Raw genomic sequence first — 15,602 nt, forward strand, 5'->3', positions numbered from 1 at the left:
TAATATGATGGTGGAGCGATCGCTAGTTACCCATCTCAAAAGAATATTATCTGTCAGAAGTCAAGAGTCATCAGGATTTAGTTATTTAGAGAGCCAGAAAGCTAAGGGTAAATAAGGGTAAAAATTTAAGTAGCCAGCTTTGAGTCATTGAGTATTTTACTTCTAAGTATGCCCTTTTTCTGAAGCTTTATCTGATAGTTACTGATTTTGTCATCTATCTAAAGGAACATCTATTTAACTAGAAAGAAATATTTACTTAAACGATTACTTTAGAGTGAGCGCTGCCTAAATGAAACTGCTAAGTTGCGATCAATATATAGCAACTGCCAGGGCGATTAGGGCAAGTCCAACTGTTACCTTTAGTTCATAATCCCTTACGGAGTAACATTTTTCCTCTTCCCTCTTCCCTGCGCCAAAGCCCCTAGCTATACTTGATGGCAGCGCCCACTCTCCAACTATTTACGACTACGAGTTTTGTGGTACTAGCTTCGAGATAAATAGGATATTATGAGTCAAAATTTTGGCGTTTGGAATTAAAAAAATCTTTAACTCAAAATTCAAAACTCAAAACTCAAAACTCATAATTTCCCTGCTTTATCCCACTAATCCCGATCTTAAGGCAAGAACAGCAGCTTGCGTGCGATCGTCTGCACATAGCTTGTTCAAAATATTACGAACGTGAGTCTTAACTGTGCCAACAGTAATGTATAGTTTTTCTGCGATCGCAGCGTTGCTATACCCCTGTACAATTAGCTCCAAAACTTCTAATTCACGCTCCGTTAATGGGTAAGTTTCGATGATGTGACTAAACTCAGGTTCGGCAGCATTAATCGTCACTTTTTTGTGTTCTACTTTTTGCTCTTCTACGGGGTTCTGAGCCTCTGTCCGAGCCTGTTTGAGGACAATCCTCGCAATAGCTGGATCGATCCAAGAGTTGCCTTCATGGGTAACTTTTACCACATCTAGCAACTGGTCAAAACTGATATCTTTCATGCAGTAAGAATCCGCACCTGCGGCAAAAGCAGCTAGCACTTCCTCTTCATTATCTTGAAAAGTCAAGATTAACACTTTTGTATCGGGATCTGACCCTGTAGCTATTGACTTTTTGAACTTTTGCGTCAGTTCAATTCCATCAAAATCAGGTAAACCAATGTCCACGATCGCAACGTCAGGTTTACTGGACTGAAGCAATTTTAGACCTTCAGTCGCATTAGCGGCATCGCCTACCACTTCTATCCCGTCACGCTGTTGTAAAGCTGTCCGAATACCAACTCTAGTCAAATCGTGGTCTTCCACCAAAGCAACGCGAATTTTAGTCATGTTTCAATAGCAAACTGAAGTTTTATAATATCGGCAACGGACTTGATGAAGCCGAGTTTATACGAGAATCTGCCCTGATTGACAGTTTGGCAAGCTCAGGTATCCTTCTAAATATACCCACTAACTGGCGTTATTGCCAACTTAATTGTCTATCTCTCTAACTGTGCGATCGCATTCTGCTGCTGAGCAGTCTCAGCTAGATTTTAACAGTTTTAGGACTTTCACCTTCAATTTTTAAAGCCCTCTACCCCTGACCCCACCTTAAAAAAGGGATAAAATTTATTATCCAACTCCTAAGTTTAGCAAATTTTCGCCTTGTCAGTCCTTTGATAGAGGATCGGATTTGGTAGTTTTGATAAATTTATTTTATAACAAACCCTGTGAAAACCCTGTGACTTCAGTTGAGGATGAAACCCCCCACAGGTTTTACCTTATCTGCACTGTTCTTGAGTTTGAAATCATCTGGCGATCGAACATTTTTATTGCTTTATACCACCAATAAGCATCAGATAACCATCAGATTGAAGTTTATTATCAATAGTAGTTAACTAGAGGGAAATAATTAAACATAAAATACTGATGAATAAAAAGCTGGCGACACAAACATTTTTCGTTAGTTTTATGTTATTCTAATATAACTAAATCCTAGCCACTGCTAACTCCTGAGAAAAGTATTAATAGGAGAGAGGTTTAGCTGACGCTCCCCCTATCCTATCAACTTTCAAAACCGCGTTAGCATAGCCGATCGCAAGATTTAGTAGTCTGAGAAACGAAAAAATCTAAAAATTCAAAACTCAAAATTTAAAACTCCCTTCTGCCCTCTTTCTTTAATTATGAATAACTTCAGCTCGGATCGTTCTTCCCCTAATCAATCCGGGGAAGGAATGCGATTAGCGCGATCGCATATAGAAAATTTTCCCCATGACTGTTTAAACTGCGAGTCTCCATCCCTCTGCTTGTTTAACGCTCTTCCTCAGATAATTTGGACAGCAAACTCTGACGGTGCTGCCACTTATTTTAACTCGCAGTGGGAGGAATATACAGGTGTGCCGCAAACAGAGGCTTTGGGTTTTGGCTTTCTGAACTTTATTCACCCAGAAGATCGCGATCGCACCATCATCTCTATGCAGCAAGCTCTCACTCACAAAACCAGCTATGAAATAGAATTTCGCTTACTACAAGAGTGTGGTGTTTACGGTTGGGTGATGGCGAAAGCAAGTCCCGTTACAGCAGACAACGGTGAAGTCAAGGAATGGGTAGGAACTTACACTGACATTGACCATTTCAAAACAACTCAAGGTTCCCAGGAAATAACAGAAACTCCACCCAAACTCCCAGAGGAAGGGGTATATTTCCTAGCTCAGGCGAGTGCGATTTTGAGCGCTTCTCTAGATGTGAACACAACGCTGGAAAATTTGGCTAAGTTAATCGTGCCTTATTTCGCTGACTGGTGTGCGATTAATATCACTAATTCTGAAGGAGAATGTCGCACGATCGCAGTCGCTCATGCAGAGATGGCAAAAGAATCTTTAGTCTGGGAGTTACAGCGGCATTATCCAGTAGGAGCTGATGGGGTCTACCATTATCTACAACCACTACGGACAGGTGTTGTCGATGCCTGTTTCGAGGTTGCGGATGCTCAGCTAGCAAGAGTTGCCTATGACGATCGCCATTTAAGGTTACTGCGATCGCTTTGTTTCCGCTCTTATCTGTGCTTACCGATTCGCTTAGGAAGCCGCACTTTTGGCTCCATACTCTTTGTTCGCGATCAGACAGGTCATTTATATACTAATGCTACTCTGACTTTAGCCGAAGACTTGGCCCGCCGCGCTGCGATCGCCCTAGAAAAAGCGCTGCTTTATCAGGAAGCTCAGAAAAGGGGAGAAGATTTACGCCAAGCTTTGTCAATTTTAGACGAACACCAGCAGCAATTACGCACCCTTCAGCGGTTGACGAATCTACTTAATCAGCGGGTAAGGGATTTGCGTAGTCTCTTGCAAGTGATGGTAGATGCAGTAGTATCTGCGATCGCAGGAGCCCAGTTTTGCCTGATTGTACTCAGCGATCCCGACGACAATCAATTAAATTTAACTGCGGCGGCGGGGAGGGGTATAGAAAATCTGCCTATAGGTGAACCCCTTTGTACGATCTGGGATCGGTTGCTGTTGCGAGTATTTGTTACGGGACACTCGGAATTGATGCGGCGGGATTTAACGGTGGAAGACTTGCACGAAGAGTTTCCTGCTGCCATCTACGCAGTCGCGATCGAATCAGCATCAGCGGGACGGTTAGGGACAATTGCGATCGGTAATTGGGATAATACTAACGCCTTTAACCCAGAAGCTCAACAACTACTGATGGCTGTGGGAAAACAAGCCGCGATCGCTATTAACAATGCTCAACTCATCAAGGCGTTAGAAAAACGAGAAGAGCTTTTAGAGACTCAAAATCAAATTTTACTCCGCCAGAACCAAGAACTCGAAAGCCAGCGGCAACATATTGAATTGCAAAATTTACAACTGTTGGAAGCCGCGCGGCTAAAATCACACTTCTTGAGTACAGTTTCTCACGAATTGCGTACTCCTATGAATGCAATTATCGGATTTTCTGAGCTATTACTACGCCAGCGCCAACCGCCAATTAATTCTCAGCAAATAGACATGGTACAGCGCATTCTTAAGAATGGCAAAAACCTGCTAATGCTGATTAATAACATCCTCGATCTCTCAAGAATTGAGGCCGGTCGCACGGAATTGGAAATTGAGGAATTTGATTTAACTAATTTAGTATTATGCACGGCTTTGGACTTTGGAATCATCGCCAATGAAAAAATTTTATCCATGTCTGTCTATATATATTTAGATAATCCTTGTATTGTTAATGACAAGTCGCGTCTGCGGCAAGTTTTAGTCAATTTACTTTCTAATGCCGTTAAATTTACAGAGAGAGGAAGCATTTATATCCATGTCTCGGAATTAAGTGCTGACAAACTGCTAATTGAGATTCGGGATACGGGAATTGGTATTGCGGAAACTCAAATTCCTCACATTTTTGAAAAGTTCCGACAAGTAGACCAGACTACCAAACGCAAATATCCCGGTACTGGTTTAGGGCTAGCTATTACAGCCTCTTTAGTTAACTTGATGAAGGGCAAAATTAAGGTAGAAAGTGAAGTAGGAAAAGGCTCTTCCTTTCGGTTGGAATTGCCGCGTCAAGTATAGCAACCGCTTTTATTAGGGGCTAGGGGCTAGGGGCTAGGGGCTAGGGGAAGAAGAGGCTACGATGCTCAGGGCTAGGGGCTAGGGGCTAGGGGAAGAAGGGAAGATAGAGGCTAGGAGAAGATAGGGGCTAGGGGCTAGGGGCTAGGGGCTAGGGGAAGAAGGGGAAGATAGGAATAGAATCAGCGAGTTTGGTGGAACTCAAAATGTCTTAACTGCCAAGAATGTTGCTATAATCACTCTTTTGTCATTTTGGTCAGAGAAAAAGGCTTAAGCTATTCTACTGACCCAAGAAACCGGGTTTTTTACCAAATTTCTGAACATCAACAAACTATTTTCCTAAAAAACCCGGTTTCTGACTCCTCTCAGTTAACAGTTAACAATTAACAATTAACAATTAACAGTTAACAGTTAACAGTTAACAGTTAACAATACTAGAGACTTGCAGTTTTTCCAACTTCAGCCTGAGTAGCAATTGGTTTGACATCGCTGTAACCCATAGTATCAGCAACATCCCGCAGCACAGAAATTTGCTGCTCAAAATCAAGACCTTCCACCTTACTCAAAGCATTATTAACAACTTGAGTGGCTTCATAACCCTTCGGCAAATCCACAACATTATCGCCCATACCCACAGCCCAAGCATACCACACCAACAACTTATTATTAGCAGTAAGAGCACCGTAAGCGCGAGAATATTCTGTATCCTCGCCGTTGGCAATAGCCCGCATCACATTTAACTGCTCCTCCTGTGATAGCCCATAGAAGTTATCTAGCAGCAGTGGTGCTAGTTCTGGTTCTGCTGCTGCTGGAGCTGCTGGTGTAATTGAACCGCCCATCTTTTCATAAATAAAGTAAAGCAGTGCCAGTTTATCATCTGTACTCAAAGTGTTAATTGCCTCAATAACTTCTTGAGTGTTTCCTGAGAGAGTATGAGTGCTGTCAACGTTGGTTGTTGATTTCATGTTTTTTCCTTGGTAAATTCTTCCAGCTTATTAATATCAAGATTCGAGAGCTAGAGTCACCTGCCTCCAGAGGTAATAAGTAATTAAAAATTAAAACATTAAACTAAAAAATTAAGCCTTATATGCTAAGCATTCTGACTAATTTAGGCGGAGATGCTCAGCATTAATTCCCAAATTAAATCGACCTTTAGATAGAAGAAAATAATACATCTACAGGCAGAGTTAAAATTGTATTTATTTCAGTCATACTCGATACATTGAATACAAAAATCTTAACTAAAAGTAAGGAGTGCCCAATGTCTGAGGCGACCACTGAATTAACAAATTCTCAAAGTTTTGACGCTCAGCAGATAGCTGAGGATGTGGAATCAGGGGAAAAGAAAGTACCGCAGGTTGACGTATCAGCAGACTACGAAGCTTCCAAAGAATTCAGTGTCAGCGAAGTTGACCGCACGGGTGCTGGCTCTCGAGCAGCAGAAACTGCTACGTCTCCTAAATTTAACGTTTCTGCTCCTAAAAATACAGAAGTGAAAACCCAAGGGAGTGGCAACCGCGACGAATTTCTCTCAATGGCTAAAGAAATGAACCCGGAAGCGGGAGAAGTAGGAGCAGTCAGCGACGAACTTTTGCAAAAAGCTCTTGATAAAGGGACACCAGGATAGTAACCCGATGTCAAAAAACAGGGCTAGCAGATAGCAACTTGAATTAAGTCGCGTTACTTGACGCGGCTTTTATGTCTAAATGGTGCAACTATATCTTCCTCACGAAAGAGGCAGTAAGAAGAGAAATATGATAAAACTAAACCGAAAACAGTATTATGCTTCGTATATCTTGCCAGCCAAGCGATTCAATGAAATCTTTGCCGATTCCAAACTCTGCTAAAGCCGATCGCATCCTTGTAGTTGATGATGCTCCAGATAATGTGTTATTGGTGCAAACCATACTTGAAGATGAGGGATATGAAATTAGCAGCGCCGAAAACGGCTTTTCGGCCTTAGCTCAGATCGAGCAGTCTCCTCCCGATCTCGTGCTACTGGACGTGATGATGCCGGGAATGGACGGTTATGAGGTGACTCAGCGCATCCGTCAGAATGAAAAGCTGCCTTTTATCCCCATCTTGTTGATTACAGCTCACGATCAACCCAGTGTAGTGCAGGGTTTAGATACGGGAGCAGATGATTTCATCCGCAAACCTGTTGAGATGGACGAACTACTGGCAAGAGTGCGATCGCTGTTGCGGCTTAAGCACAGCGTTGACGAACGAGACTTAATCGCCCTGCAACGGGAAGATTTCGTCTCCCGCCTCGCCCACGACTTACGAACACCTCTGGTAGCAGCAGATCGGATGCTAAGTTTAATGCAGCAGGGTGCTTTGGGGCAAATATCGGCTCCCATGCAAGAGGCTTTGGGGACGATGGTTCGCAGCAACCAAAACTTACTTAAAATGGTGAATATGCTGCTGGAAGTTTATCGCTACGAAGCGGGTCGTAAAACTTTGAGCTTCAGCAGCGTTGACTTGCAACAATTACTTTCTGAGGTGACAGAAGAATTAGCTCCCCTAGCAGATGCTAAAAATCTGGCTCTGAAATTAGAATCAGTCCTTGATGCCGATAGCTCTGAAATTAGTAAATTCCGAGGCGATCGCCTGGAATTATACCGCCTGTTTACTAACTTAATCGGTAATGCGATCAAATTCACCGATGCTGGTAATATTGACATCTGCGTGCGGGTAATAAAAAACCCGATTTTTACTAATAGCTGGAACAAAGCCGTTTCATCATTAGCGGTCGAGATCCAAGATACCGGGCCCGGTATCTCTCCAGAGGAAAAAGCAAAGTTATTTGAAAGGTTCGGGCCCGGAACTCATAAACGTTCTGGTACTGGCTTAGGTTTACACCTGTGCCGGCAAATTGCCGAAGCTCATCACGGCGCGATCGAGGTTAAGTCTGAATTAGGGAAGGGAAGTTTATTTACTGTCCGCTTGCCTTCGCAATTTTAGGTTAAGGCAATCGGATTTCTTTTTAATAAAAAGGAGAAGGAGTCTTGACACTGGAAGGTAAAGAGCTTTTCCTAGAATCGGCACTCTTTATTTTTATGCCTGCTAACGCACGTCATGCTATTAAAGCAGTGACAAACCTGATAACACTATTGACAAATCTCTTTTTAAGATTTTTTCACAAGGAGTCGTCATGACAAATAAAATTGACATAAACAAATCTGTGCCGCGCGAGCGATGGGGTGAATTTTTCGATCAGTTTTCAGATGGTAATCGCGGACGGCATATTTCCATCGAAGTCATCAATTCAGAACTCGGTAATGCAGAATTGATCAAGAATGCACCTTTGATGGCGATGGTTTACGATCGCCCTGGCAAAGGGGATGATTTGGTGATTGAAGTGGGTAAAGATGAGGTGACTTATGCTCACACGATCGATTCACCAACTGAAATTTTAACCGGACAGGAATAAAACGGCGCGATCGTAGCTATTCGGATTAGTGACGCTGCTGGGACACAAACATTGATTAAGCTACAAGCTACTTGAATAATATAGCTAGGGACTAAGGGGTAGGGACTCTCTTGCTAGGGCAAGAGGGAAGAGGGGAATAGAATCGGGGTTTGAGTTATTCAGAGCGTCCTCACCGTCTTGGCGGTTGCTATAAATGCGTAAAAACTTACTGGGTTCAGCTTATTTAAGCACCCAATCTTTCATCACCTACAATCAATAATCCTCAGCAGTCAATATGTCTGAAATTCAAAACAAAGTAGTAATTATCACCGGAGCCAGCAGTGGATTAGGTGAGGCGACAGCACAGCGACTTGGTGCTAATGGAGCCAAACTAATGCTAGCTGCCCGCCGCGAAGATCGGCTCAAAGAATTGGTTGAGGCGATCGCCCAATCGGGAGGAACTGCAACCTACCGGGTAACAGATGTCACAGATTGCGCCCAGGTGGAAGCCTTAGCAAAGGAAACTTTGAGTACCTACGGCCGGATCGACGTGCTAATCAATAATGCTGGCTTGATGCCACTCTCTCCCCTCGACCAAGTAAAGGTTGAAGAATGGGATCGGACGATCGATGTCAACATCAAGGGCGTTCTCTATGGGATTGCTGCCGTGTTGCCGATTATGCGTCAGCAAAAATCTGGTCACATCATTAACGTATCGTCTGTGGCCGGACATAAAGTGTTTCCGGGGTCAGCAGTCTACTGTGCTACTAAGTACGCAGTACGAGCGATCTCTGAAGGGTTGCGGCTAGAGTCAAACGGTGAAATCCGTTCGACGAATATCTCACCAGGAGCCGTTGCTACTGAATTGACGACCACGATTAGCGATCTAGATACAGCAGCGAAAATGAAGGCTCTTTATGCGATCGCCATTGATGCAGATGCCATTGCCCGCGCGATCGCCTACGCCATTGAACAGCCCAGTGATGTTGATGTCAATGAAATCATCATCCGTCCAACCCGTCAAGAACTGTAGATTAAGGGGGCGATCGCAAAGCAAAAAACAGTTAAGTAGAAGGAAGAAGGAAGAAGGATTTAGTTATCTAGGAGAGAAGGAAGAAAGTTTATACAGTCAGCTTTTTAGCCATCCTGATTTTATGTTTAATAAGGAGAAAATTATGACAGAGATCGTCAGCCGCGAGATTCAGCTAGTCTCCCGTCCCAAGGGGATTCCCACCCCAGATAACTTTGCGATCGCGCAAACAGAACTAAAACCGCTTCAAGATAGGCAAATCCTCGTTCGCAATCTCTATATGTCCGTCGATCCCTATATGCGCGGTCGCATGAACGAGGGGAAATCCTATGTTCCATCCTTCGAGTTAGGAAAAGCACTCGAAGGCGGCGCAGTCGGCGAGGTCATCGAGTCGCGTTCCCAAGAATTCAAGCCAGGCGATATTGTCACTTCCAACTATGGCTGGCGGGAATACTTCATAGCTGCACCAAAACATTTACATCAGGTCAACCGCGACATTCAACCCTTATCGGTTTACCTTGGTGCCCTGGGTATGACGGGTATGACTGCTTGGGTGGGATTGAATTTGGTAGAAGTCAAAGCCGGCGATGTTATTTTTGTTTCAGGAGCCGCAGGCGCGGTGGGAAATATCGCGGGACAACTGGCAAAATTGCGCGGATGCCATGTCATCGGGTCAGCCGGGTCAATGGAAAAAATCAAATTTCTACGGGAAGAATGCGGATTTGATAGCGCCTTCGATTACAAAGCCGGCCCTGTTCTCGAACAACTAAAGCAAGCAGCACCGGACGGAATTGATGTCTATTTCGATAACGTCGGAGGCGAAACCCTGGAAGCGGCGCTTTCAGCATTGCGCGTACACGGTCGGATTATCGCTTGTGGCAGCATCTCCAGTTATAACGATGAAAAACCCCAGCCGGGCCCTTCCAATCTATTTAATATGATTACCAAGCGGTTGACGATGAAAGGGCTAATTGTTAGCGATTGGTTCGATCGTCGGGGAGAATTTGAACAGGAAGTCGGCGGCTATTTTCAGGCTGGGAAATTGAAAAACCAGGAAACAGTGGTGGCAGGAATCGAGCGAGCGGTGAGTGCATTCATCGGTCTTTTTGAAGGCAAAAATGTAGGTAAAATGGTGGTAAAATTGAATTAGTTATCCACTAAGTGAGCGGGCAGTTGGTTCATTATTTGGGCAATTTGATACCCTAGATTGCTTAGATAGCAACCGCCAAGGTAAGTAGAAGGAAGAAGGAAGAAGGAAGAAGGATTTAGTTATCTAGGAGAGAAGGAAGAAAGTTTATACAGTCAGCTTTTTAGCCATCCCGATCTTATGTTTAATTAGGTGGATTTACTTAGTTAAAACATTCTAAATTACAGAAACCCGCTTATTCTCTTCCCTTCTTCCCTTCTTATCTTCATCCCCTAGCCCCTAGCCCCTAGCCCCTAGCCCCTTCTTCTTCCCCTAGCCCCTAGCCCCTAGCCCCTTCTTCTTCCCCTAGCCCCTAGTTAAAAAAGTATGGATCTTCAACTATCAGATCGGATTGCATTGGTTAGCGGTTCCACCGCCGGAATTGGACTAGCGATCGCTACGACACTTGCCCAGGAAGGAGCCACTGTCATTGTCAATGGCAGAACCCAAGAGCGCGTAAACAATGCCCTTAAAAGCATTCAGCAAAGCGTCCCCAACGCCAAACTTCAGGGAATTACTGCCGATTTGGGAACCCAAGCTGGAGCTGAATTGTTATTTCAACAAGTGCCAGAAGTCAACATTCTGGTTAACAACTTGGGAATTTATGGCGCTAAAGCATTTGAAGAGATCTCCGATGAAGAGTGGATGAACTTTATCGAAGTAAACGTAATGAGCGGTGTCAGGCTCTCGCGTCATTACTTACCTTTAATGCTCAAAAAAGATTGGGGACGCATTATTTTTATCTCTAGTGAATCTGGCTTGAATATTCCCGTTGAAATGATTCACTATGGCGTTACCAAGACTGCACAAATAGCATTGGCTCGTGGTTTAGCTGAAACAACGGCAGGCAGTCAAGTCACAGTAAATACCGTATTGCCAGGCCCAACCCGTTCCGAAGGAGTGGAAACTTTCATCGAGGGACTTGCCAAAGAACAAAATATTTCAGCCGAACAAGTTGAGAAAGAATTCTTTACTAAGACTCGTCCATCTTCTCTGATTCAACGATTTGCTTCAACTTCTGAAGTTGCTGCATTAGTTGCATTTGTTGCTAGTCCTTTAGCCTCTGCAATTAATGGGGCAGCCTTGCGAGTCGAGGGTGGATTGGTGCGATCGATTGTTTAATGAATTTGCCTTGATAGATCCCTTTCACAATTAGGAGTAGGAATTCCCAATCGCGATCGTTGTTACGGTTCGCGATCGCATTCTTAAAAATATATTCATTCCGGTGTTGCCGGATTTGATCTTACTACCCACCGCGAAATAACCCCCAATTAAGAGGTCAGTGATGCCAATGGTGTCCAGAAACGGCTGCAACTCGACGACGAAACAATTAACGTCCGCATTCCCGCAGGCGCAAAACCAGGTAGTAGAATTCGACTCAAAGGTAAAGGTCGTCCTAGTCCCTTCTCTCAAAAGATAGTTTTAATTTGTGCCAAACAGAGGTTAACATAATCCGGTTAAATTCATTCAAGCCTCTAAGCATGACATCTTCTACTATTGAGAATCTCACTGAGCAGCAATGGCACAAGCAATCTGCGGCCGATGCTGCGAAATATCTGAGGATAGATTTAGAAGCGGGATTGTCAGAAGCAGAGGTGTCTGAACGTCAGAAACTTTATGGTTTCAATGAAATCAAAGGGAAAGCAGGGAAAAGTCCCATCATCCGTTTCCTGATGGAATTCAACCAACCGTTAATTTATATTTTGTTAGTTGCTGGCATCGTCACCCTGCTGCTAAAGGACTGGGTGGATGCGGGGGTGATTCTGGGCGTGATGTTGATTAACGCCGTAATTGGCTTTGTCCAAGAATCAAAAGCCGAAAATGCGATCGCCGCCCTAGCCAAATCTGTCACCACTGAAGCCACCATGATTCGAGATGGGCAAAAGGTGCGCCTCAACTCCCGCGAACTGGTTCCTGGCGATCTGGTATTACTGACATCCGGTGACAAAGTGCCTGCTGACGTGCGGTTAGTCAATGTGCGTGACTTGCAGGTGAGTGAATCGGCATTGACAGGGGAATCCGTTCCCGTCCAAAAAGCAACCGAACCCCTAGCCGCTGAAACGGTTTTAGCCGATCGCAGCAACATGGCCTATGCCGGAAGCTTGGTGACATTTGGGCAGGCAAAAGGAATTGTGGTAGCGATCGCCAACCAGACCGAAACTGGGCGAATTTCGCAACTGATGGATCAAAGCACTGCGCTGGAAACGCCACTTACTCGCAAGATTGAGCAATTTAGTAAGAGTCTGCTGTACGTCATTCTAGGGTTGTCAGCATTCATGTTTGCTGTGGTGATGGGCAAAGGAGGAACCTGGACAGACGGGTTTAAGACGGCAGTTGCCCTAGCCGTGAGTGCCATTCCCGAAGGACTTCCAGCCGTGGTGACAGTGACGCTAGCGCTGGGGGTGGAGCGGATGGCCAAGCAACACGCGATTATCCGCAAACTGCCCGCCGTCGAAACCCTCGGTAGTACGACGGTAATCTGTTCGGATAAAACAGGCACTCTCACCGAAAATCAGATGACCGTCCAAGCTATCTATGCTGGGGGGAGTTCCTACACTGTTAGTGGGGTGGGCTACCTAGAGGAGGGCTCGATTTTACAAAACGATCGCCCTGTAGAGGTAAGTCAATTTCCCATATTGCAGGAATGCTTGCAGTGTGGCTTATTGTGCAACGACTCTCACCTCCAAGAACAAGAGGAGCAGTTATCTGTAGCAGGCGATCCCACCGAAGGGGCACTGATTGTCTCGGCGCAAAAGGCAGGGTTGACACTGCAAGAACTAGAGCAGGAACAACCGCGACTAGATACAATTCCTTTTGAGTCGCAGTTTCAATATATGGCAACCTTGCATCAGCAAAGAGAACTAGCCGATCGCCACACGATTTATGTTAAAGGTTCGGCAGAGTCTATTCTCAAGCAATGTCATCACCAAATTGATGCAGATAGTCAAAACATCGACTTAAATCGAGAGGAAATTGAGCAAGTTGTCGATCGGATGGCATCCCAAGGTTTAAGGGTTCTGGCATTTGCTAAGAAAGAAATCTCTGCCCAAAAGCAAGGGATCGATCGCGAAGATATTGACAACAATCTAGTCTTTCTGGGACTCCAAGGCATGATCGACCCACCCAGAGCCGAAGCGATCGCCGCCGTGCGAGTCTGTCAGTCTGTGGGAATTCAAGTCAAGATGATCGCGGGCGATCATGCTCTAACTGCCGCCGCGATCGCCCGTAAAATGGGACTCAGCCAAGAGGAAGATGCCCTAGTGTTCACTGGGAAGCAACTGGCAGAAATGGACGATCGAGAACTGGCGAATGCCGTCGAAGCTAGTAATGTGTTTGCGCGGGTTGCGCCTGAACAGAAGCTGCGACTGGTAGAAGCCTTACAGTCCAAGGGCGAAATTGTTGCCATGACTGGAGATGGGGTCAATGATGCCCCAGCACTAAAGCAGGCGGATATTGGCATAGCGATGGGGATTACAGGTACGGAAGTTGCCAAAGAAGCAGCAGATATGGTGTTGACCGATGATAACTTTGCCTCCATTGAAGCCGCCGTAGAAGAAGGACGCACCGTTTATGGCAACCTGTTGAAAACCATTGGGTTTATCCTACCCGTCAATGGTGGAGAGGCGCTGACCATATTGGTGGGAATCTTGGCTGGTACAACCTTGCCAATTTTGCCCGTGCAGATTCTCTGGGTAAACATGGTGAGTTCCGTCGCCCTGAGTGCCACTCTAGCATTTGAGCCCAAATCGGCTGAGACTATGAAGCGATCGCCCCGCCGTCCCAATGAACCCCTATTAACCAAGAAATTACTGTGGCGCATCCTGATTATTTCCATCTTCAATCTCATTGCTGTACTTGGCATTTTTGAATGGGCTTCGCAAACCACAGGTAATATCAATTTGGCTCGGACAATGGCAGTCCATACCCTCGTTTCCGCAGAAACCTTTTACTTATTAAGTATTAGCCAATTTATTCCATCTTTGTTTGCCTATTTAAAAGATCGCACTCAAGAAATTGCTTATATTCCTGCGATCGGTGTGGTTTGTGTGTTTATATTTCAAGTTTTCTTTAGCCAGTTGACTTTCATAAACCCGCTATTTACTACCCAACCGCTTAGTTTTATCCAAGCTCTCATTTGTATCGGTGCAGGGATTCCAATTATTTTGCCTGCTTTGTTTTTAAAGCGCTTTGCTCCTCTTGCGTAAACTGAATAAGTAAATCCACCTAATTAAACATCAGATCGGGATGGCTAAAAAGCTGACTGTATAAACATTCTTCCTTCTTCCTTCTTCCTTCTTCCTTCTACTTAACAATGGGAGTAAGTCGTGAGGATTTAGCTATGGATATTGCTGATGAAAACAGCAAAAAAAGCGCCTGAGTTACCCCAGACGCATAGCATAAAAATCACAAATTGTCAACTTAAAACCTAACCTCTTAACGCCTCAGCGCCGCCGCAAACCTCCAGAATTTCCTGAGTAATTGCCGCCTGCCGCGCCTTATTATAAGAGAGCGTTAAAGTCCCAATCAAATCGCTAGCATTCTCACTAGCATTATTCATCGCTGTCATCCGCGCCGCCAACTCACTCGCCGCCGATTCTTGCAGAGCTCGCAACAATTGGTTATTCAAATAAAGCGGTAACAAAGCATCCAAAATTTGCACGGGATCTTGCTCAAAAATCATATCTCTGGGCAAACTTTTCACCGGATTCGTTACCTTTTCCCGCGATACTTGAAATTGTCCGCCAACAGAAGTTAAGCGGAAAATTTCATCATCTTGTACTTCTAAACCCTGGGGATCTAGAGGTAACAAAGTTTGAATCACTGGACGCGAACTAATCAAGGACACAAACTTAGTGTAAATTAACTCAATCCTATCCACAGTTCCCGATAGGAATAAAGACAGTAACTCATCAGCAACTTGAGATGCTTCTGCTGCTGTAGGAATCTGATCTAAATTAGCAAAAGTAGCAGAAATTGGCGCATTGCGGCGCTGAAAATACTGGATTGCCTTGCGTCCCACCAGTATAAACTTGTAATCAACCCCTTCCGCCTTCAATTCTCTAGCCCGAATCTCAGCCCGTTTGATAATACTGCTATTGTAGCCGCCGCACAAACCGCGATCGCCAGAAATTACTAACAAGCCAACCGACTTAATATCCCGTTTCTTCAACAAGGGTAAATCAGCGTCTTCAAACCGCAAACGTGCCTGCAAACCGTATAAAACTTGCGCCAAACGATCCGCAAAAGGCCGAGTAGCAATCACCTGTTCCTGAGCCCGGCGCACCTTAGCAGCAGCCACCAAACGCATCGCTTCAGTAATCTTTCTAGTGTTTTTGACAGACTTAATCCGCTCGCGAATAGCTTTTAGATTTGCCATAAATTTATCCTTTTACCTTCCGAAAAAATTCAACTTAAATCTCAACATTTAACGATTAA

General features: G+C 44.7%; 11 protein-coding genes. 8 read left to right on the forward strand and 3 right to left on the reverse strand.

Going from position 1 to position 15,602, the window contains the following annotated elements:
• Positions 1 to 594: 594 nt before the first annotated feature.
• Positions 595 to 1,320: a response regulator gene (locus tag OSCIL6407_RS0103640; protein ID WP_007355562.1), complete on the reverse strand. Its 726-nt coding sequence runs from the start codon at positions 1,318 to 1,320 to the stop codon at positions 595 to 597.
• An 833-nt stretch (positions 1,321 to 2,153) separates the two neighbouring features.
• Between OSCIL6407_RS0103640 and OSCIL6407_RS0103645 the strand changes: the two genes are divergently transcribed.
• The gene (locus OSCIL6407_RS0103645) at positions 2,154 to 4,541 is read left to right on the forward strand and encodes an ATP-binding protein (RefSeq protein ID WP_007355563.1); all 2,388 of its coding nucleotides are present in this window, start codon (positions 2,154 to 2,156) and stop codon (positions 4,539 to 4,541) included.
• A 431-nt stretch (positions 4,542 to 4,972) separates the two neighbouring features.
• On the opposite strand, the gene OSCIL6407_RS0103650 is transcribed toward OSCIL6407_RS0103645, so the two are convergent.
• Positions 4,973 to 5,503: an orange carotenoid protein N-terminal domain-containing protein gene (locus OSCIL6407_RS0103650; RefSeq protein WP_007357434.1), complete on the reverse strand. Its 531-nt coding sequence runs from the start codon at positions 5,501 to 5,503 to the stop codon at positions 4,973 to 4,975.
• 296 nt (positions 5,504 to 5,799) lie between these two features.
• On the opposite strand from OSCIL6407_RS0103650, the gene OSCIL6407_RS0103655 reads away from it, so the two are divergent.
• From OSCIL6407_RS0103655 to OSCIL6407_RS0103690, 7 genes are all read left to right on the forward strand, one after another.
• Positions 5,800 to 6,165 carry a hypothetical protein gene (locus OSCIL6407_RS0103655; protein ID WP_007357433.1) on the forward strand — a complete coding sequence of 122 codons (366 nt, stop codon included), beginning with the start codon at positions 5,800 to 5,802 and terminating at the stop codon, positions 6,163 to 6,165.
• A 188-nt stretch (positions 6,166 to 6,353) separates the two neighbouring features.
• Positions 6,354 to 7,502 (forward strand): hybrid sensor histidine kinase/response regulator, encoded by a 1,149-nt coding sequence (locus OSCIL6407_RS0103660; RefSeq protein WP_007357432.1) that lies wholly within the window; start codon positions 6,354 to 6,356, stop codon positions 7,500 to 7,502.
• Positions 7,503 to 7,692: 190 nt separating this feature from the next.
• The gene (locus tag OSCIL6407_RS0103670) at positions 7,693 to 7,971 is read left to right on the forward strand and encodes a DUF5335 family protein (protein ID WP_007357431.1); all 279 of its coding nucleotides are present in this window, start codon (positions 7,693 to 7,695) and stop codon (positions 7,969 to 7,971) included.
• A 274-nt stretch (positions 7,972 to 8,245) separates the two neighbouring features.
• Positions 8,246 to 8,983 (forward strand): SDR family oxidoreductase, encoded by a 738-nt coding sequence (locus tag OSCIL6407_RS0103675; RefSeq protein ID WP_007357430.1) that lies wholly within the window; start codon positions 8,246 to 8,248, stop codon positions 8,981 to 8,983.
• The gene (locus OSCIL6407_RS0103680; protein ID WP_234708804.1) at positions 8,868 to 10,130 is read left to right on the forward strand and encodes an NADP-dependent oxidoreductase; all 1,263 of its coding nucleotides are present in this window, start codon (positions 8,868 to 8,870) and stop codon (positions 10,128 to 10,130) included. Before OSCIL6407_RS0103675 ends, OSCIL6407_RS0103680 begins: the two co-directional genes overlap by 116 nt.
• A 363-nt stretch (positions 10,131 to 10,493) precedes the next feature.
• The gene (locus OSCIL6407_RS0103685; protein ID WP_007356819.1) at positions 10,494 to 11,288 is read left to right on the forward strand and encodes an SDR family NAD(P)-dependent oxidoreductase; all 795 of its coding nucleotides are present in this window, start codon (positions 10,494 to 10,496) and stop codon (positions 11,286 to 11,288) included.
• A 359-nt stretch (positions 11,289 to 11,647) separates the two neighbouring features.
• Positions 11,648 to 14,371 carry a cation-translocating P-type ATPase gene (locus OSCIL6407_RS0103690; RefSeq protein WP_007356820.1) on the forward strand — a complete coding sequence of 908 codons (2,724 nt, stop codon included), beginning with the start codon at positions 11,648 to 11,650 and terminating at the stop codon, positions 14,369 to 14,371.
• Positions 14,372 to 14,592: 221 nt separating this feature from the next.
• Here OSCIL6407_RS0103690 and OSCIL6407_RS0103695 read toward each other — a convergent pair whose 3' ends face one another.
• Positions 14,593 to 15,543, reverse strand: a complete 951-nt coding sequence (locus tag OSCIL6407_RS0103695) for a F0F1 ATP synthase subunit gamma (RefSeq protein WP_007356821.1) — start codon at positions 15,541 to 15,543, stop codon at positions 14,593 to 14,595.
• Between the last annotated feature and the right edge of the window lie 59 nt (positions 15,544 to 15,602).

Origin of the sequence: Kamptonema formosum PCC 6407 (genome assembly GCF_000332155.1) — a bacterium.
In the GTDB taxonomy this organism is placed as follows: Bacteria; Cyanobacteriota; Cyanobacteriia; order Cyanobacteriales; family Microcoleaceae; genus Kamptonema; species Kamptonema formosum.

Bases quoted from the DNA above. Each gene is read 5' to 3' on its own strand.
- OSCIL6407_RS0103640 (WP_007355562.1), bottom strand. From the start codon at position 1,320: ATGACTAAAATTCGCGTTGCTTTGGTGGAAGACCACGATTTGACTAGA.
- OSCIL6407_RS0103645 (WP_007355563.1), top strand. From the start codon at position 2,154: ATGAATAACTTCAGCTCGGATCGTTCTTCCCCTAATCAATCCGGGGAA.
- OSCIL6407_RS0103650 (WP_007357434.1), bottom strand. From the start codon at position 5,503: ATGAAATCAACAACCAACGTTGACAGCACTCATACTCTCTCAGGAAAC.
- OSCIL6407_RS0103655 (WP_007357433.1), top strand. From the start codon at position 5,800: ATGTCTGAGGCGACCACTGAATTAACAAATTCTCAAAGTTTTGACGCT.
- OSCIL6407_RS0103660 (WP_007357432.1), top strand. From the start codon at position 6,354: ATGAAATCTTTGCCGATTCCAAACTCTGCTAAAGCCGATCGCATCCTT.
- OSCIL6407_RS0103670 (WP_007357431.1), top strand. From the start codon at position 7,693: ATGACAAATAAAATTGACATAAACAAATCTGTGCCGCGCGAGCGATGG.
- OSCIL6407_RS0103675 (WP_007357430.1), top strand. From the start codon at position 8,246: ATGTCTGAAATTCAAAACAAAGTAGTAATTATCACCGGAGCCAGCAGT.
- OSCIL6407_RS0103680 (WP_234708804.1), top strand. From the start codon at position 8,868: ATGCGATCGCCATTGATGCAGATGCCATTGCCCGCGCGATCGCCTACG.
- OSCIL6407_RS0103685 (WP_007356819.1), top strand. From the start codon at position 10,494: ATGGATCTTCAACTATCAGATCGGATTGCATTGGTTAGCGGTTCCACC.
- OSCIL6407_RS0103690 (WP_007356820.1), top strand. From the start codon at position 11,648: ATGACATCTTCTACTATTGAGAATCTCACTGAGCAGCAATGGCACAAG.
- OSCIL6407_RS0103695 (WP_007356821.1), bottom strand. From the start codon at position 15,543: ATGGCAAATCTAAAAGCTATTCGCGAGCGGATTAAGTCTGTCAAAAAC.